This window comes from Bradyrhizobium sp. T-1 (assembly GCF_053592855.1).
The window spans coordinates 5,968,335-5,986,887 of sequence record NZ_CM132115.1 but is presented as its reverse complement, the minus strand read 5'-3'; the positions used below and the strand labels follow the sequence as shown (position 1 = coordinate 5,986,887).

General features: G+C 64.5%; 16 protein-coding genes and 1 pseudogene. 5 read left to right on the top strand and 12 right to left on the bottom strand.

Annotated features, from left to right (window positions below; translation table 11 throughout):
• The first annotated feature begins 7 nt into the window (after positions 1-7).
• Positions 8-754: a 2-amino-5-chloromuconate deaminase CnbZ gene (gene cnbZ / locus ACWAT4_RS28770; RefSeq protein WP_212424931.1), complete on the top strand. Its 747-nt coding sequence runs from the start codon at positions 8-10 to the stop codon at positions 752-754.
• On the opposite strand, the gene ACWAT4_RS28765 is transcribed toward cnbZ, so the two are convergent.
• The 12 genes and pseudogenes from ACWAT4_RS28765 to ACWAT4_RS28710 form a co-directional block, all read right to left on the bottom strand.
• Positions 751-1,635: an ABC transporter permease gene (locus tag ACWAT4_RS28765; protein WP_212424932.1), complete on the bottom strand. Its 885-nt coding sequence runs from the start codon at positions 1,633-1,635 to the stop codon at positions 751-753. The genes cnbZ and ACWAT4_RS28765 overlap by 4 nt on opposite strands.
• A gap of 3 nt (positions 1,636-1,638) precedes the next feature.
• The gene (locus tag ACWAT4_RS28760) at positions 1,639-2,580 is read right to left on the bottom strand and encodes an ABC transporter permease (RefSeq protein WP_212424933.1); all 942 of its coding nucleotides are present in this window, start codon (positions 2,578-2,580) and stop codon (positions 1,639-1,641) included.
• Positions 2,581-2,590: 10 nt separating this feature from the next.
• On the bottom strand, positions 2,591-4,099 hold the full coding sequence (locus ACWAT4_RS28755) for an ABC transporter substrate-binding protein (protein ID WP_212424934.1): 1,509 nt from the start codon (positions 4,097-4,099) through the stop codon (positions 2,591-2,593).
• A 22-nt stretch (positions 4,100-4,121) separates the two neighbouring features.
• Positions 4,122-5,228: an ABC transporter ATP-binding protein gene (locus ACWAT4_RS28750; RefSeq protein ID WP_449728653.1), complete on the bottom strand. Its 1,107-nt coding sequence runs from the start codon at positions 5,226-5,228 to the stop codon at positions 4,122-4,124.
• On the bottom strand, positions 5,228-6,217 hold the full coding sequence (locus ACWAT4_RS28745; protein WP_212424936.1) for an ABC transporter ATP-binding protein: 990 nt from the start codon (positions 6,215-6,217) through the stop codon (positions 5,228-5,230). The genes ACWAT4_RS28750 and ACWAT4_RS28745 overlap by 1 nt, the downstream gene beginning before the upstream one ends.
• Positions 6,214-6,924, bottom strand: a pseudogene (locus tag ACWAT4_RS28740) (DUF1028 domain-containing protein). The gene ACWAT4_RS28745 and the pseudogene ACWAT4_RS28740 overlap by 4 nt, the downstream one beginning before the upstream one ends.
• 9 nt (positions 6,925-6,933) lie before the next feature.
• Positions 6,934-8,739, bottom strand: coding sequence for a gamma-glutamyltransferase family protein (locus ACWAT4_RS28735; RefSeq protein WP_449728652.1), 1,806 nt, complete (start codon positions 8,737-8,739; stop codon positions 6,934-6,936).
• Positions 8,740-8,820: 81 nt separating this feature from the next.
• On the bottom strand, positions 8,821-9,810 hold the full coding sequence (locus tag ACWAT4_RS28730) for an ABC transporter ATP-binding protein (RefSeq protein ID WP_212424938.1): 990 nt from the start codon (positions 9,808-9,810) through the stop codon (positions 8,821-8,823).
• Positions 9,807-10,793, bottom strand: a complete 987-nt coding sequence (locus tag ACWAT4_RS28725) for an ABC transporter ATP-binding protein (protein ID WP_212446342.1) — start codon at positions 10,791-10,793, stop codon at positions 9,807-9,809. Before ACWAT4_RS28725 ends, ACWAT4_RS28730 begins: the two co-directional genes overlap by 4 nt.
• Before the next feature lie 13 nt (positions 10,794-10,806).
• Positions 10,807-11,769, bottom strand: coding sequence for an ABC transporter permease (locus ACWAT4_RS28720; RefSeq protein WP_212297954.1), 963 nt, complete (start codon positions 11,767-11,769; stop codon positions 10,807-10,809).
• A 1-nt stretch (position 11,770) separates the two neighbouring features.
• Positions 11,771-12,751 carry an ABC transporter permease gene (locus ACWAT4_RS28715; RefSeq protein ID WP_212297955.1) on the bottom strand — a complete coding sequence of 327 codons (981 nt, stop codon included), beginning with the start codon at positions 12,749-12,751 and terminating at the stop codon, positions 11,771-11,773.
• Positions 12,752-12,849: 98 nt separating this feature from the next.
• Positions 12,850-14,448, bottom strand: a complete 1,599-nt coding sequence (locus ACWAT4_RS28710) for an ABC transporter substrate-binding protein (RefSeq protein ID WP_212297956.1) — start codon at positions 14,446-14,448, stop codon at positions 12,850-12,852.
• A gap of 374 nt (positions 14,449-14,822) precedes the next feature.
• Here ACWAT4_RS28710 and ACWAT4_RS28705 point away from each other — a divergent pair, with 374 nt between their 5' ends.
• From ACWAT4_RS28705 to ACWAT4_RS28690, 4 genes are read left to right on the top strand one after another with little or no spacing between them, the layout of a single operon-like run.
• On the top strand, positions 14,823-15,080 hold the full coding sequence (locus tag ACWAT4_RS28705; protein ID WP_194476990.1) for a DUF6489 family protein: 258 nt from the start codon (positions 14,823-14,825) through the stop codon (positions 15,078-15,080).
• Entirely contained in the window at positions 15,080-15,880 is an 801-nt protein-coding gene (locus ACWAT4_RS28700; RefSeq protein ID WP_212297957.1) for an alpha/beta hydrolase family protein, read from the top strand. Before ACWAT4_RS28705 ends, ACWAT4_RS28700 begins: the two co-directional genes overlap by 1 nt.
• 47 nt (positions 15,881-15,927) lie before the next feature.
• Positions 15,928-17,478, top strand: a complete 1,551-nt coding sequence (locus ACWAT4_RS28695; RefSeq protein WP_212297958.1) for a WS/DGAT/MGAT family O-acyltransferase — start codon at positions 15,928-15,930, stop codon at positions 17,476-17,478.
• A 9-nt stretch (positions 17,479-17,487) separates the two neighbouring features.
• A complete protein-coding gene (locus ACWAT4_RS28690; protein ID WP_212297959.1) occupies positions 17,488-18,483 on the top strand; it encodes an alpha/beta fold hydrolase in 996 nt (331 codons plus the stop codon).
• Positions 18,484-18,553: the final 70 nt, after the last annotated feature.

Here is an 18,553-nt window from a genome sequence, read left to right as displayed (position 1 = left end):
AGTCCACATGACGCGCGAATTCTCGGCCGGTAACTACCGTTTTATCCCATCCGTATTCCAGTATTCGGCGGGTGTTGCTGCCGATGACGGCTACGAGATCGAGCGCGTCAGGTTCGACCGCCTCGTGCCGCTTGCGGAGGGATTCGCGCTGGCGGCGAAGTTTATCCAGGAGGCGGGACGTCCGCTGACGGCCTTCTGTGCCTGCGAGCTGCGTTCACCGGCCGCCTTCAGTGAGGAAGGTTTCCGTGCATTCAACCTGCATTACGTCAAGACGCTGTCCGAATGGGGCATCTTCGACGGCACCACCAATCCGGTGGCACGCAGCAATGTCTGTCCGGAGATCGATCCGCCGTCCGAGCCGTCATTCTATGCCTTCTGCTTCACGCGTCCGACGCGCACGAAAGCGCCGTCCTTCGTGATCGCCGGCGGTGCCGAGGCTCGCGAAGGCAGCGGGACCTATGTCGAGCGTACGGTGCGATACCGCGACCTCAGCCCGGAGGGGCTGCGCGAGAAGGTGCGCTTTACGACAACGTCGCAGATGGAGAGCCGGATGGCGGCCTTCGGCTTCGGCTGGAAGGACACGACCGGCGTGCAGGCTTATTCCGTGCACGACTTCCACCACGTGCTGGTCGATGAGCTGGTCCGTCGCGGCGCACTGCGGTCGGGCCTGACCTGGCATTTTGCGCGTCCTCCGGTGGTCGATCTCGAATACGAGATGGATTGCCGCCGCGTGATGCGCGAGGCGGTCATCTAACGCTGGCGCGGGTCCAGCGCGTCGCGCAGGCCATCGCCGAGCAGGTTCAACGACAACACTACGAGGAAGATCGCGAGGCCCGGCCAGATCGCCATCCATGGCGCCTGGGTCAGGAAGCGCTGGGCTGCGTTGAGCATGCTGCCCCAGGACGGCGCCGGCGGCTGCTGGCCGAGGCCGAGGAACGACAGCGCGGCCTCGGCGATGATGGCGGCCGCGATCGACAAGGTCGCCTGGACCAGCAGTGCGGGCAGGATATTGGGCAGGATGTGTGAGACCGCGATCCGCCACGGCGGATTGCCGAGGGCGCGGGCCGCCTCGACATAGTCCTCGGCCTTGACGCTCAGCACCTGTCCGCGAGTGAGACGAATGAAGATCGGCGTTGCCGAGATGCCGATCGCGATCATGGCATTGCCGAGGCTTGGACCGAGAAATGCCGCCAGCGCGATGGCCAGGATCAGGAACGGACAGGCCAGCATCGCATCCGTGATCCGGCTGATCAGCGCATCGACGAATCCGCCGCGATAGCCAGCCAGGAGGCCGAGCGGCACGCCGATGCCGAGCGCGATCGCAACGGAGATGAGGCCTGCCAGCAGGGAGGCGCGCGCGCCATAGACGACACGGCTCAGAATGTCGCGGCCAAGCTCGTCGGTGCCGAACCAGTGCTGCGCGGTCTGCGGCTTGCGTACCAGGCTCCAGCTCGTCGCGACGGGATCGTAGGGCACGATCAGGGGCGCGAGCAGCGCGAGCAGGATGAAGACGGTGAGCACGACAAGGCCCGCGACGGCCGCCTTGCGCTTGAACAGGCGGCGCCGCGCCCGGCGCGCCGGGCTGTCCAGCTCGTCGGCTTGCACAAGAGGGCCGGACAGGGCGGCGTCGGTCATGGCCTAGCCCCTCAGCCTGGGATTGACGAGGATGTAGGCAATGTCGGCGATCAGGTTGAGTGTAATGTAGATCGTCGCCGTCACCAGCACCACGCCCTGCACGACGGCGTAGTCGCGGTTGAAGACCGCATCGACGATCAGTTTGCCGAAACCGGGAATGGAGAAGATCTGCTCGGTCAGCACGGCGCCCGACAGCAGCGTGCCCAGCTCGAGCGCGCCGAGCGTGATGATCGGCGTCAGCGCATTGCGCATGGCGTGCTTGAGGATCACCGAGCGCTCCCAGAGTCCTTTGGCGCGCGCGGTGCGGACATAGTCGCTTTCCAGCACCTGGAGCATGGCGCTGCGCGTGTGCCGCATCAGGACCGCGGCAATCGCGTTGCCGAGCACGAAGGCCGGCATGATGGTGGCGGCCAGGCTCGCGCGCCAATTCTCCGTCGGCGGCACGTAGCCGGAGGCCGGCAGCCAGCCGAGCTCGATCGAAAACAGGAAGATCAGCATGATGCCGAGCCAGAAGTTCGGCGTCGAGATGCCCCACAGCGCGAAGAAATTGGCGCCGTAATCCCAGGCCGTTCCTTTCTTCACAGCCGCGACGATGCCGGCAGGAATGCCGATCAGGAACGCGATGATGATCGCCATTGCGCCGAGCTGGAGCGTCACCGGCAGCTTCTGCGCGATGAGTTCGCGCACCGGCATCTTGTTGCGCAGGGATTCGCCGAAGTCGCCTGAGAGAACGCCCTTGATCCAGTAGGCGTACTGCACGGGGATGGGCTGATCGAGCCGGTACTGGTGCCGGATTTGCTCGATCACGGCCGGATCGCGCTCTTCGCCCGCCATCACCATTGCGGGATCGCCCGGCAGCAATTGCTGTAGCGAGAAGATCAGGACCGACACGAAGAACAGTGTCGGTACGATCTGCGCAAGCCGGCGGGCGAGGAAGTTCAGCATCCCTGCAGCGTCACTTCAGCTTGAGACCGACGACGCGCACGAGGCCGTCGGGCATCTGCTTGTAACCTTCGAGCCTGGTCGTGTGCGCAATGATGATGCGGCGGTGATAGAGATAAAGCAGTGGCTCCTCATCCTGGACCAGCTTCGTCAGCACTTCATAGCTGGCCTTGCGCTTGGCGAAGTCGGTCACGAGCCGGGCGTCCTCCAGCGCCTTGTCGGCCTGCGCATTATTCCAGTCGCCGTAGTTCTGGGGAGCGCGGCTGTGCAGGAAGATGAAGGTGTTGCCATCAGGATCGACGCGGCCGCTCCAGGCCAGCATATAGGCCTGGTAGTCGCCGGCCTCGGCCTGCTTGAGGCCGGTCGCGAATTCAGTCACGCGGATCTTCATGTCGAAGCCGGCTTCTGCCGCCATCGACTGGATCACCTGCGCCGGCGTCTCGGTCTCGGCACCCTTCGGCACCAGGAAATCGACACTGACCGGCGGCGTCACGCCGGCTTCTTTCAGCAGGGCCTTGGCTTTCTCCACGTCACGGGCACGCACCGGCAGGCTCTTCTGATAGTAGGGATGATCGGGGTTGACCCATTGATTGCCGACCTGGAACTCGCCGTTGAACACGACCTGGTTGATCGCTTCGCGGTCGATCGCAAGGTCGAGCGCCTGCCGTACCTTAGCGGACTGGCTCAGCGGCCCCTTGGCCTTGTCCTTGCCGATGTTGAGCGTGATGCCCTGATAACCGAGCTCGATGGCAGTCGCGACCTTCAGCCGTGAATCCGCGCGCACCTCCTTGAGGTCGGTGGCGAGCACGCGCTCGATCAGATCGAGGCCGCCGGATTTGAGGTTCGCCAGCCGCACCGTCGCATCGACGATTGGTTGGAATACGATCCGGTCGATGAAAACGTTGTCCTTGTTCCAGTAGTCCGCGAACTTCTCGAACACGATGCGGTCCTGCTGCACGCGTTCGACGAATTTGTAGGGGCCGGCGCAAACCGGATGCAGGCCGAACTTGTCGCCGGCTGCCTTCGCGGCCTTCGGCGACATCATCATTCCAGCGCGGTCCGTAAGCTGGGCGAGCAGCGGCGAGAACGGCGACTTCAACACGAGCTTGATGGTGAGGGGATCGACGACATCGACGTGGTCGACCGAGGCGAGCTCCGGCTTGCGAAACGAGCCGGGGAGGGTCAGGTGGCGCTCAAGCGAGAATTTGGCGGCTTCCGCATCGAACGGCTCGCCATCGTGGAATTTCACGCCAGGCCGGAGCTTGATGACGAGGCCCTTGCCATCGTCGACCGTTTCGCTCGACAGCGCGAGCTGCGGCACGATGTTGAGCTTCTCGTCGATGTCGAACAGCTTGTCGCAGAACGCAGCGAACACGATGCGGCCGACATAGGTGCGTGCCATCGAGGGATCGAGGATATCGGGATCCTCAGCGAGGCCGATGCGCAGCGTGGTTTGCGCCTGGACGGCCCCAAGCGACAGCAGGAATGCAGCCGCCGTTGCGGCCAGGCGAAACATCTTCATCGAATTATCCCCATTGCTCCGGCTACGTCGTTGTCGGCCTTGCACCCTGTATACCAACCCCGGGCAGGGTCGCGCCTTCCGTCTTTCGGCTGAAAGCTGCGACTAATTTTGCCAGGGCCGGGGTAAATCCGGCCGTTGCGGGCAGGATGGTGTCGGCCGAAGGCAGCTCGTTGACGCGATGGCAGGCAGTGGCGTGTCCGGCGCCGTCGGCCGTCAGCGCCGGCGCTTCGGTGCGGCAGCGGTCGATCACGAAGGGACAGCGGGTGTGAAAACGACAGCCGGCCGGCGGATTGAGCGCGCTCGGGATCTCGCCTTGCAGCACGACCTTCGTCCGCTTGGCGTGAGGCTGCGGCAGCGGGATCGCGGACAGCAGCGCACGGCTATAGGGGTGGCGGGGCTGGGCAAACAGCGCGTCAGCGTCGGCCTCTTCAACGATGCAGCCGAGATTCATCACCGCGACGCGGTCGGCGATGTGCTTGACCACAGCGAGATCGTGCGAAACGAAAATGTAGGCGAGGCCGAGGCGGTCTTGCAGCTCGCGCAGCAGGTTCAATATCTGCGAGCGGATCGAGACGTCGAGCGCCGAGACCGGCTCGTCGCAGATGATCAATTTCGGCTCGACCGCGAGCGCGCGGGCAATGGCGATGCGCTGGCGCTGCCCTCCGGAGAATTCGTGCGGATAGCGCCGTTCGAGGCGCGGCTCAAGCCCGACCAGCCGCAGGATTTCCGCGACCCTGTCGCGCCGTTGTGCCGGTGGCACGAGATCGTGCAGAGTCAGGGGTTCGGTCAGGATCTGGCCGACAGTCATGCGCGGGTTGAGCGAGGCGTAGGGATCTTGGAAGATGATCTGCGCCTCGCGGCGGAATTTCCGGAGCGCACCCGCATCGAGCGAGAGCAGGTCGCGACCGTTGAAGCGCACCGTGCCCGCGTCGGGCTCGATCAGCCGCAGCACCAGGCGGCTGATCGTGGATTTGCCGCAACCGGATTCGCCGACCAGAGCGAGCGTCTTGCCGGCCTCGAGCGAAAATGACACGCCATCGACGGCTTTGACATGCGCCAGCGCGCGGCCGAACGGCGATCGCCGGGCGACGAAATGCTTGACCAGGCCTTCGACCTCGAGCAGCGCCATCAGGACACCAAAAGCTCGAGCGGTGCGCGGATGCAGCGCGAAACATGGCCGGGGCTGATTTTCATCAGCGGCGGCGGCGCCCTGGTGCAGGCTTCCAGCACGAACGGACAGCGCGCGGCGAAGCGGCAGCCGGCGGGCGGCTGCGCCATGTTCGGCACCATGCCTTCGATCGTCGCGAGCTGCTCGGCGCGATGGTCGAGCCGCGGGATCGAGCCGAGCAGGCCGACGGTGTAGGGATGCTGCGGCGCTGAGAACAGTTCGTTGACCGGCGCGCGCTCGACGATCTCGCCGGCATACATCACCGCGACCTCGTCGCAGACTTCGGCGACCACGCCGAGATCGTGGGTGATCAGGATGATCGCGGCGCCGCTCGCCGCCTTCAATTCCCGCATCAGCTCGAGAATCTGCGCCTGCAGGGTGACGTCGAGCGCGGTGGTCGGCTCGTCCGCGATCAGGAGCTGCGGATCGCAAGCCAGCGCCATCGCGATCATGACGCGCTGGCGCATGCCGCCGGAGAGCTTGTGCGGATATTCGTCGATGCGCCGCTCGGGCGACGGGATGTGGACGCGGCGCAGGAGTTCGATCGCCCGCTCGCGCGCGCTGCGGCGGGAGCCGCCGCGATGACGCAAAATGGTCTCGATGATCTGGTCGCCGATGGTGAAGCTCGGGTTGAGCGAGGTCATCGGCTCCTGGAAGATCATCGCGAGCCGGTTGCCGCGCAGGTCTCGCAGGGTCTGGTCGGGCGCTTGCAGCAGGTCGAAACCGTCGAAGCGAATTGCGCCCGATATTTCCGTCGTCTGCTTTGGCAGCAAGCCCATGATCGCCAGCGACGTCACGCTCTTGCCGCAGCCGGATTCGCCGACGAGCCCGAGCGTTGCGCCATTGGCGACGCTGAGATCGACACGATCGACAGCGTGGGTGATACGGCCGTCGTCGCCGTGAAAGCGGATGCGCAAGTCCCTGATCTCGATGAGCGGGCTTGCGCTCATGCTTGTCTTGCCCGAGCCGCGGCTATGCTGGCGTCGATGACGCTGCGATCGGTGTTGCCAGACGGATTCTGTCGGGTCGGCATGGACGGGCGGAAGTGCACCCAGAGCTCCTGGCTGACCCGTTCGAGCCGCTCGAGCTCGCCGAGCGGGTCGGGATGATCGTCGGCGCGGATGTCCAGTGCCGGTCATTCCTCCTCGCCGTGGATCAGCAGTGCGGCAGACTGCTTGCCACGCTTGTCGCCGCCGGCGGCTTCGCCTGCGCGCATCGCAGCGAGCAGCCGGCGCGGGAAGGGCAGGCTGTCATTGGCGATATAGGTCTTTGCCGTCTCGCCGAGCACATCGGCGCCCGCAAGCATGTTGCCGGCAATCGAGAAGCCGTTGCCTTTGATGTGCCCGCACCAGTCGACACAATCGCGCCCTGAATGCGCGGCGATCTCTCCGCTCGCATCCATGATGTGGATCTGGCGGCTTTCGCGGCCGTCGTCGGTCGCGAGCAGGGCTGCGAGCACGTCATGCGCGTTCAGGCCCTCGCGCAACAGCTTGACGCCGTCGATGCCGTAATAGGGATTGACGAAGGCCTGGGTCGCGATGGCGCCGAGGCTGGCAGCGATGTAAGGCACGCGCGCGCCGACGGCGAAGAAGCGGGTCGCAACGGCGATACCGAACTGGCCGGTGGCAGGATCTCGCGCGATGATCGACCAGGTCATGTGCTGCCTTTATCTTCCAGCGGCGTAGCCCTGCATGCCGCGCGGATTGGCGGCGGCACGGCGGCGCACACCGACGCGCGAAGCCGCGGTGAGGCGGCCTTCGGACCAGTCGGGCCCGATCTCGACGATGTGTCCGCGCTCGCGAAGGTTCTCGATCGTCGCCTTGGGCACGCGGTTCTCGACCACGAGCACGCCGGGTCGAGCCGTGCGGGGCCAGAACGAGATCGGGAAGTGCTCGGAATGCCAGGCCGGCGCGTCGATCGATTCCTGGAGGTTGAGATTGCAATGGACGTGACGCAGGAAGAACTGCGTGATCCATTGGTCCTGCTGGTCGCCGCCGGGCGAGCCCCAGGCGAGATAGGGCTCGCCGTCGCGCAGTGCCATGGTCGGCGACAGCGTCGTGCGCGGCCGTTTGCCCGGCGCTAGCGCGGCCGGATGATCTTCCTCCAGCCAGAACATCTGGGCACGGCTGCCGAGGCAGAAGCCGATCTCGGGGATCACCGGTGAGGATTGGAGCCAGCCGCCCGACGGCGTCGAGGACACCATGTTGCCGGCCTTGTCGATGATGTCGAAATGCACGGTGTCGCCGCGCACCTCGCCGAAGCGGCCCACGGTCGGCTCGCCGGCGCCAAGCGCGCCGACGGCCTCGCGCTGGCCTTCGGCACGGCGCAGCTTGACGACGCCGCCAAAGCCTTCGACCGATCCCGGGATGAAATCGAGCGATGCCTTGTCGGTGACGAGCTTGCGACGCTCGTCATTGTAGGCGTCCGACAGCAGCGTCCCGATCGGGATCTCCGTGAACTTGGGATCTCCGTAGAACTTTTCGCGGTCGGCGAAGGCGAGCTTGGCGCATTCGATCTGGAGGTGAATGAATTCCGGCCCGGTCGGGTCGAGCCCATCGAGCGCAAAGCCCTTTAAGAGCGCGAGTTGCTGCAGCGTCACCGGACCCTGGCTCCAGACGCCGGCCTTGCAGACGGTGTAGCGGCCGTAGTCGTAGGTGAGGGGCGCTTCGATCGTCGGTTGCCAGCGCGCCATGTCGTCGGCGGAGAGAACGCCGCGATGCGGCGAGCCGCTGACGTCCATCACCTCCTGCGTCCGGCAGAACTTGTCGATGGCTTCCGCGACAAACCCGTGGGACCAGGCCTTTCGCGCATGCTCGATCTCGGCGTCGCGGCCGCCGCCGCCGCTCTCGGCCTCGTTCAAAATCCGGGTGTAGGTCGCCGCCAGCGTCTTATTGGTGAACATCGTGCCGGGCTTCGGCACTTCGCCGTTCGGCAGGTAGACCGCGGCCGAGGTGGGCCAGTGCTTGCGGAACAATTGCTCGACGGTCTGGATTGTGGCGCAGGCGCGCTCGACCAGCGGATAGCCGTCGCGCGCGTACGAGATCGCAGGCTCCAGCACGTCGCGCACGCGCATTGTGCCGTAGTCACGCAGCAACATCATCCAGGATTCGAAGGTGCCGGGAACGCAGGCCGCCAGCAGGCCAGTGCCGGGCACCATGTCGAGTCCCTCGGTCTTGTAATGTGCGATGGTGGCGCGTGCCGGGGCCGGGCCCTGGCCGCAGATCACCTCGGTGCGGCCCCGCTTGACGTCGTGCACGATGATGGGCACGTCGCCGCCGGGGCCGTTCAGATGCGGCTCGACCACCTGGAGCGTGAAGGCGGTGGCGACGCCGGCATCGAAGGCGTTCCCGCCCTTTTCCAGGATAGCCATGCCGACGGCGGTCGCAATCCAGTGCGTGGTGGCGACGACCCCGAACGTGCCCTCGATCTCGGGGCGCGTGGTGAAGGGATCGGGATTGACATTGCTGGCCATGGGCTACCTCATTTGCGGCGAGCGCAATTGATCACAGGCCATGCCGTGCGGCCAATGCGCAGGCCGCATGGCACGCGCGCGTCACGCCGGGACCGGCGTGGTGTTTACGGCGTGACAGGCGACGCCGTCGACCAGTTCCGGGGCTTCCTTGCGGCAAAGATCAAACGCCAGCGGGCAGCGCGGGTTGAAGGCGCAGCCGGGTGGAGGGTTGATCGGGTTCGGGATCTCACCCTTCACCGGAATACGCTGGCGGCCGCTCATGGCGAGATCGGGCACGGCGCCAAGCAGCATCTTGGTGTAGGGCATGCGCGGACGGGCGAACAGTTCGCGTCCCTCCGCGATCTCGACGATCCGCCCGAGATACATCACGCCAACGCGGCTCGCCATGTGACGGACCACTGCGAGGTTGTGACTGATGAACAAATAGGTCAGGCCGAACTTGTCCTGGAGGTCGCGCATCAAATTCAGGATCTGCGCTTGCACGGAGACGTCGAGGGCGGAGGTCGGCTCGTCGCAGACGATGAATTCGGCATCGGAGGCGAGTGCCCGAGCGATCGCGATGCGCTGGCGCTGGCCGCCGGAGAATTCGTGCGGGAATTTCAGCCGGTCGTCGGGATGCAGGCCGACGAGGCTGAGCAATTCGCCGACGCGGGCTTGGATGTCACGCTCGCCTTGGATCAGGTCGAAGGCCCGGATCGGCTCCGAGATAATGGCATCGACCCGGAAGCGCGGGTTCAGGCTCGCATAGGGATCCTGGAAGATCATCTGAATGCGGCGGCGCAGCTTGCGTCGGGCCGGCGCCTGCCGCGGGTCGGTCATCGAGACGCCGTCGATCCGTACATCGCCGGAGCTGGGCGGCAACAGGCCGACCACCATCCGCGCCACCGTCGTCTTGCCGGAGCCGGACTCGCCGACCAGCGCAAAGGTCTCGCCCTTTCTGATGTCGAAGGTGACGTGATCGACAGCCTTGAGATATTCGAGATGCCCGCCCTCGAGCACGCGATTGAGCCAGGGTTTCGAAACGTCGAAGACGCGGCGCAGATTTGTGGCCTGGACGAAAGACGTGCTCATGCCGCGGTCTCCGCCGGCACGGTGTCATAGAGATGGCAGGCAACTGACTGCGTGCCGCGCGACAGCGGCTCTGGGCGCTCGACCCGGCAGCGATCGAAAGCGAATGCGCAGCGCGGATTGAACGAGCAGCCGCGCGGGATCGCCGAGAGGCGCGGCATGGAGCCGGGGATTTGCACCAGGCGCTTGTCGTCGCCGGCAAGAGTCGGGATCGCGCCCATCAGGCCCTTGGCATAGGGATGCAGCGGGTTCCGCACGACGTCCTGCACCGGGCCGATCTCGGCGACGCGGCCGGCATACATCACCGCGACGCGGTCCGATGTCTCGGCGATCACGCCCATGTCATGCGTCACCAGCATCACGGCGGTGCCGTGGTCACGGCCGAGCCGCTTGATCAGCGAGATGATCTGTGCCTGCACGGAGACGTCGAGCGCGGTGGTGGGCTCGTCGGCGATGATCAGCTCCGGCTCGGCGCAGATCGCGAGCGCAATCACCACGCGCTGACGCATGCCGCCGGAGAATTCGTGCGGATAGCCGTCGATACGCTTTTCCGGCGCGGGGATGCCGACCTCGGCGAGCAGGTCGATGGCGCGGCGGCGGGCGGCCTGTTCGGATAGATCGAGATGGGTCCGGATCGTCTCCACGATCTGGTCGCCGACCTTGTACAACGGATTGAGCGAGGTCAGCGGGTCCTGGAAGATCATCCCGATCCGCTTGCCGCGTATGCGGCGCATCTCCTCCGGCGGCAGATTGTCGATACGCATTCCCCCGAGACGAATCTCGCCGCCAGCGATTCGACCAGGCGGATCAATCAGTCCGATCACCGCAAGACCGGTGACCGATTTGCCGGCGCCGGATTCGCCGACCACGCCCAGCACCTCGCCCTTGGCGATATCGAAGGAGACGCCGTCGATGGCACGCAGCGTGCCGCGGCGCGAGGCGAACTCGACCTGGAGATTACGCACGGAGAGAACGGGTTCGGTCATGAACGCTGCATGCTCATCGGAGTTTGGGGTTGAGGGCATCGCGCAGCCAGTCGCCGAGCAGGTTGATCGACAGGATCAGCGCCGCGAGTGCAATTCCGGGGAAGGCGACGATCCACCATTCGCCCGCGAACAGATAGCCGTTGCCGATGCGGATCAGCGTGCCGAGCGACGGCATGGTTTCGGGCATGCCCGAACCGAGGAACGACAGTGTAGCCTCAGTGATGATCGCGAGCGCGAGGTTGATGGTGGCGATCACGAGGATCGGCCCCGTGGTGTTCGGCAGCACGTGCCGCAGCATGATTACGGGGGCAGGCAGGCCAATCAATTGCGCCGCTGCGACGTAATCCTTGTTCTTCTCGACCAGGACCGAGCCACGCACGGTGCGCGCATACTGCACCCAAAAGCTCAAGCCGATCGCGAAGACCAGGACCGCCAACATGCTCATCTCGTCGAGCTTGTTGCCAAAGACCGATTTGGCGATACCGTTGATCAGCAGTGCGATCAGGATGGCCGGGAAGGAAAGCTGCACGTCGGCGATACGCATGATCAACCCGTCCACGGCGCCGCCGAAATAGCCGGCCGTCAGCCCGAGCAGGATGCCAAGCGCGCCGGAGAGGACGACGCCGAGCACCCCGACGAGAAGCGAGATGCGCAAGCCGTAGAGGATCGCGGACAGCACGTCGCGGCCCTGCTCGTCGGTCCCGAGCAGGAACGGGCTCTGGCCGTCCGCGGTCCACAGCGGCGAGATGCGTGAATTCATCAGCTGAAGCTGCGCCGGGTCGAATGGATTCTGCACCGAGAGCACGGAGGCAAAGATCGCGATCAGGAAGAACAGCAAGGTCACACCCGCCGCGATCATGGTGATCTTGGAGCGGCGGAACGAATAGAACAGGTCACTGTCGAGCGCGCGCTGGAACCAGCCCGGTGCGGCAGCAGTGCGCTTTTCAACCTCGTGCGGAACGACGGCCTCGCTCATATCAGTGTGCCCGGCTGACCGTCGAGCGCAGCCGCGGATCGACGATGGTGTAGAGGATATCAACCACGAGATTGATGGTGACGAAGATCAGGGACACCATCATCAGATAGGCCGCCATGATCGGGATGTCGACGTTCTGGACGGCCTGCACGAACAGGAGCCCCATGCCCGGCCATTGGAACACGGTTTCGGTGATGATTGCGAAAGCAATGACCGAGCCAAATTGCAGACCCGCGACGGTGATGACGGGAACCAGCGTGTTGCGCAGCGCGTGGCCGAAATGGATCGCCCGTGTGGTGAGCCCGCGGGCGCGGGCGAAGCGGATGTAGTCGGTCCGCATCACCTCGAGCATTTCCGCCCGGACGAGCCGCATGATCAGCGTCATCTGGAACAGACCGAGGGTGATCGAGGGCATGATCAGCGCCTTCAGGCCTGACAGCGTCAGGAGACCCGTCGTCCACCAGCCGATGTGCACGACGTCGCCGCGACCGAACGAGGGCAGCCAGCCGAGTGTCACCGAGAACAGGTAGATCATGAGAATGCCGATCAGGAAGGTCGGCAGCGAGATGCCGATCAGCGAGACGGCCTGGAATATGTGCGTGAGCCAGCTGTCACGGCGAAGCGCCGAATAAACGCCCATCAGGATGCCACAGATCATCGCGAAGATGGTGGCACAGATCGCGAGCTCCAGCGTCGCGGGCATCCGCTCCATCAGAAGATTGGTGACAGGCAGGCGGAACTGGTAGGACACGCCGAACTTGAACTGCGCGGCGTTGCCGATATAGCGGCCGAACTGCACGATCACGGGATCGTCGAGGCCGAGGGATTTGCGGATCGCGGCGCGTTCGGCGCCCGACGTATCCATCCCGACCATCTGGTTCACGGGATCGCCGGCGAAGCGGAACATCGAGAACGAGATGATCCCGACGGCGATCATGACACCGATGGCCTGGATGGCCCGGCGCAGTGTGAAAGCGAGCATCTGTTCCTTTCACATCTCTTCAGCACGCATCATCGCGTTAACCCGAAACGGCAAGTCCCGGAAGCCATGGCTTCCGGGACTTCACAACTTGTCGACACCTACTCGTCCTGCTTGGTCGCCCAGTAGAGCATGACCATATTGTCCGCACGCTGGGTCAGCTTCACCTTCTTCGACACGCCCCAGGCGAGCGCCTGCTGATGCAGCGGGACATAGGCCCAGTCCTTCATCGAGAGCTCGAAAGCCTGCTTGATCAGGAGATCGCGCTTGGTCGTATCGGATTCCACCAGAACCTTGTCGGCGAGCTCGTCGAACTGCTTGTTGCAGTAGCCGGCGAGATTGGCTTCGCCACGGTTGGGATCCTTGGGATCATCCCGGCAGCCCATGATGTCGTGCAGCACGTTCTGGGAGTCGAGCGTATCCGGGGTCCAGCCCAGCATGAACAGCGAGGTTTTGTAGCCGCCGGGCTTCAGCACCTTGGCGAAATACTGGGCCTTGGGTTGCGCCAGCAGGTCCACCTTGATGTTGATGCGGGCGAGCATGCCGACGATCGCCTGGCAGATCGCGGCGTCGTTGACGTAGCGATCGTTCGGGCAGTCCATCGTCACCTCGAAACCGTCCGCATAGCCGGCGTCTGCCAGAAGCTTCTTGGCGGCGTCGGGATCGAACTTAGGCCGGGTGAAATCCTTCGAGGCGAAGATCTCTGGCGCGACCATCAATGCGGACGGCGTGGACAGTCCGCGCATCACGCGATTCTTGATCAGGTCGACGTCAATCGCCCGATAGACGGCTTCGCGGACGCGAACGTCCTTGAACGGATTCTTGCCCTTGACGTTGGAGAACAAGAGTTCGTCGCGCGCCTGATCCATGCCGACGAAGATGGTGCGGAGCTCGGGTCCCGTCAGCACGGTGGCGTTGGGGCTCGCTTTGACGCGCTCGATGTCCTGGACCGGAACCGGCTCGATCACGTCGACCTCGCCCGACAGCAGGGCCGCGACACGCGTGGCCGGGTTTGCGATCGGCGTGAAGACGATCTCCTTCAGATTATGCTCCGGCTTGCGCCACCAGTTCGGATTGGCCTTGAAGACGGTCTTCACGCCCGGCTGATGGCTCTCGATGGTAAAGGCGCCGGTGCCGTTTTCGTGGAGCGAGGCATAGCTCGGGGTCGTCGCGGCGGCAGGCGTCGGTGCCACCGCATCGTTCGCCTCTGCCCATTTCTTGTCCATGATGTACCAGGTCGCCCACAGCGCCGTCAGGATGGGGTTGGGCGAGGTCAGGACGAAATCGACGGTGTAATCGTCGACCTTGACGACCTTTGCGTCGGCGGGAACGCGGCTCTGGAAATTCGAGCCTTTCGCTCGCACGCGCTCGGCCGAGAACACCACGTCATCGGCGGTGAAGGGGTCACCGTTGTGGAATTTCACGCCCTTGCGCAGGTGAAAGCGCCAGCGCGTCGGCTCCGGCGTCTCCCAGCTTTCGGCGAGCGCCGGGATGATCTTCAGGTCCTTGCCGCGGGCGACCAGACCTTCATAGACATGGCCGAGATGTGCACTGGTGGTCGACTCGTTCAGCGTGTAGGGGTCGAGCGACTTCAACTCACCCTGGTTGGCGTAGCGCAGCGTCTGGCTCGACGCCGGCGACACCGCCAACGCAAGCGCACCGGCGAGCGTCGCCGCAAATAGACTTCGTCCGACTGACATTCTTGACCCTCTCCACTCGCCCGCACCGTGATTTTTGATTGTTCGGTGGGGCTGATCGATCCATGTTGCCCAGAGTTCTCGACCCGTGCAAGCGCCTTTCCAGCAAGGAACGCGCCAAGTTGCACCGCTGTGCAGCAATGCTGACCAACAATTTAGGGGCGGGAGGCGCGTGGGCGACATTGGACTTTCGGCCACCCGGGTCCCGAGGATGAGGGCGGAAACGGCCCGCCGGCGCCCATTCGCGCCGACAATTTGATTGACCATATCGGCCGATTGCGGAAGCCGGCGTCCGGCTCCCGGCTCAGGTCGCTTGCGTCGCGCACCATGTCGCGGCGATACTGTGTGACGCCACTCGAATCTCATCCGGAGGGGACATGAAAGTTAATATCGAAATCGACTGCACCCCCCTCGAGGCCCGCCAGTTCTTCGGGTTACCTGACGTGGCGCCGATGCAGACCGCGGTGATGGACAAGCTGCAGCAGCAGGTGCTGAGCAACATCGAGAAGGTCTCTCCGGAATCGCTGATCCAAAGCTGGTTTACGTTCGATCCCAAGATCGCGGAGCGGTTTCAGGATATGTTCGTTACCATGGCCGGTCTGGGCAGCCCGCGCAGCGGCGACAAGAAGAAATAATGTCCGACCAGCGCGACGGGGCGCCCGGTTCGGATCGGCTTCGTCCGCCGGCCCTTGGCCTGCTGCTCGCGGAGGCGCGCGGCCTGTTCGAATTCAATGCCAGCGTCCTGCTGTCGCCGCTACTGATGCGGGCGCCCAGGGGCGACGGCCATCCGGTGCTGGCACTGCCGGGCTTTCTCGCCAGCGATCTTTCGATGGCGCCGATGCGGCGCTATCTCGGCGATCTCGGCTATGAGACGCACGCCTGGCGGATGGGCCGCAATCTTGGCGGATTGGCGCGGATGCGGGAAGCCTTGCGCCGCCGCCTCGCTGAAATCCACAGCGCAAGCGGACGCAAGGTCAGCCTGGTCGGATGGAGTCTCGGCGGCGTCTATGCCCGCGACCTTGCGCTCCAGGCGCCCGACATGGTCCGCTATGTCATCACGCTCGGCAGCCCCTTTGCCAACGATGTGCGGGCGACCAATGCGACGGCGCTCTATGAGGCGTTGTCCGGCGAGCGGGTCGAGGATTTCGCCGAACTGCGCGAGGCGATTGCCGGCGATCTCCCGGTGCCCGCGACGTCGATCTATTCGCGCGCCGACGGCGTCGTGAACTGGCGGACCTGCCTGCTGCGCCCGGGGGACCGCGCCGAGAACATCGAGGTGCACCTCGCAAGCCATATCGGGCTTGGCGTGAACCCTGCAGCGTTGTGGGCCGTGGCGGATCGTCTGGCGCAACCGGAGGGGGAATTCTGGCCATTTGACCGGGCAGGGCCGTTTGCCATTGCATATGCCCCGGCGGAGCGGGCAGTATCGGCCTGACGAGAAGCGCCAGTAAAGGCGCCCGTCGAATATGAGCGGAGGGAACTATGGCTGACGGTAAGAAGCTGTCGTCGTTGGACGCATCGTTTTTGTATCTGGAAACCCCGGAAATGCCGATGCATGTCGGCAGCATGGCGATCTTTCGCCTGCCCGACGACTACAAGGGCGACTTCTTCGAAGACTTCAAGGCGATGATCGTCTCGCGGCTGCACATCGCGCCGATTCTGAAGGCGCGCCTGGAGAAAGCGCCGCTCGATATCGATCATCCGACCTGGGTCGAGGACGATCAGTTCGACATCGACCGTCATATCTTCCGCGCCAGCCTGCCGGCGCCGCGCGACCGCGCCACGCTCGAGCGCATCGTCGGCTGGATGCATGCCAAGCTTTTGAACCGCGCCCGCCCGCTCTGGGAGTTCTACGTGTTCGAGGGTATGAAGGACAACGAGGTCGGGCTCTATTCCAAGATGCACCATGCCGCCATCGACGGCGGCGCCGGCGCGGCGCTGACCAACATGATCTATGACGTCTCGCCGATCCCGCGAAAGGTCGAGGCGCCGACGAGCGGGTCGAAGCCAGGACAGGAGCCGCGCGATATCGCTGCCAATCTGCTCGATTCCTATCAGCAGCTCTTTACCCAGCCGCTCGATGCCTCGGCGGCTGCGAAGAACCTGCAGCTGCCGCGCACCGGCAAGAGCGACATCGGCTCGATCCTGTTCGACAATGCGATGTATCAGATCGAGAGCGCGGTGCGCTTCGCGGGCAATATCCCGACCATGGTCAAGAGCGTCTCCGACGTACTCGGCAAGATTTCCGATCCCAAGTCGCGCGAGAGCCTCGCCAGCATGGTGTCGCCGCCGACGATGCTCAACAAGACGATTTCGTCGGAGCGAAGCTTTGCCGGCGTATCTATCTCGCTGTCGCGATCCAAGGCGCTCGCCAAGCAGGCCGGCGGCAAGCTCAACGACGTGGTGCTCGCGCTCGCCTCCGGCGTGGTCCGGCGCTACCTCCTGCAATACGGCACGCTGCCTGCGAAGTCGCTGACCGCCGCCGTGCCGATCTCGCTTCGCGAGGAGGGGAATACCGAGGCCAACAACCAGGTCTTTGGCATGATCTGCTCGATTGCGACCAATATCGAGGATCCCAAGGCGCGGCTCGAAGCCATCATCGCGCAGTCGACCAAGTCCAAGGAGATGTCGCATCCGCTGCGGGCCTTGATGCCGCAGGTCTCCAACATCTCGATGCTGGGCGCGCCGATCATCGTCCAGATCCTGGCGCTGCTCTACAGTCGTTCCGACCTGTCGGATGTGCTGCCGCCGGCTGCTAATATCACCGTCTCGAACGTGCCGGGGCCGCGGCAGACGCTCTACGCCGCAGGCGCCGAGCTCCTGCATATTTTCCCGGTGTCGATCTCGACGCACGGGCAGGCGCTCAACATCACCGTGCAGAGCTACCGCGACCAGCTCGATTTCGGCTTCATCGTCGGAGCCAACATCATTCCGCACGTGCAAGTCATGTGCGACATGCTGCCGGAGGAGTTTGCTGCGCTGGAGGCGGCCTATGCGCCGCCGGCGGCCGACATCAAGGGCGCGGCCGAGTAGGAATTTGCGATGATCGAAATGCCGCCGCTCAAGTTCGCGTCGACGAACGGAATCCGCATGGGCTATTACGAGGCGGGCCCGGTCACGGACAAGCCACCGGTGCTGCTGTGTCACGGCTGGCCCGAGCTCGCCTTCTCCTGGCGTCACCAGATCAAGGCTCTGAGCGAGGCCGGCATCCGGGTGATCGCGCCGGACCAGCGCGGCTATGGCGCGACCGACCGGCCCGAGCCGGTCGAGGCCTATGACATGGAACACCTGACCGGTGATCTCGTTGGGCTGCTCGATCATCTCAACATCGAGAAAGCGATCTTCGTCGGCCACGATTGGGGCGGCTTCGTCGTCTGGCAGATGCCGCTGCGGCATCCCACACGCGTCGCCGGTGTTGTCGGTGTCAACACGCCGCATTGGGATCGGGCGCCGATGGATCCGATCGCGCTGTTCCGTCAGCGCTTCGGCGACCAGATGTACATCGTCCAGTTTCAGGATCCGGCGCGCGAGCCGGACAGGATCTTTGGCAGCCGCGTCGAGCAGACCTTTGATGCCTTCATGCGCAAGCCGCTGGCACGGCCTGCGGAGAAATCAGGCGAGCCGCCGATCGCCGGCGTCGGCGCCTCCTCGAAGACCAATCTGGCGTTTCCGCAGATGATTGCGGCTTACGATGCCAAAGTCGATCCGCGCACGCCAATCCTGTCGGCGGACGAGAAGAAGATGTTCGTCGATACGTTCACGAAGACCGGTTTCACCGGCGGCATCAACTGGTACCGCAATTTCACCCGCAATTGGGAGCGGTCGAAGGGGCTCGACCACCACATCACCGTGCCGTCGCTGATGATCATGGCCGAGAACGACGCGGTGCTGCCGCCGTCGGCGGCCGATGGCATGGAGAGACTGGTGGCTGATCTCGAGAAGTATCTGGTGAAGGACAGCGGCCATTGGACGCAGCAGGAGAAGCCGGAAGAGGTCAGCGCCAAGCTGATCGAATGGCGTAGAAGGCGGTTTGGGTGACGACGAAGTCGTCATCCCGGGGCGATGCGTAGCATCGAGCCCGGGATCTCGAGATTCCGGGTCTGGTCCT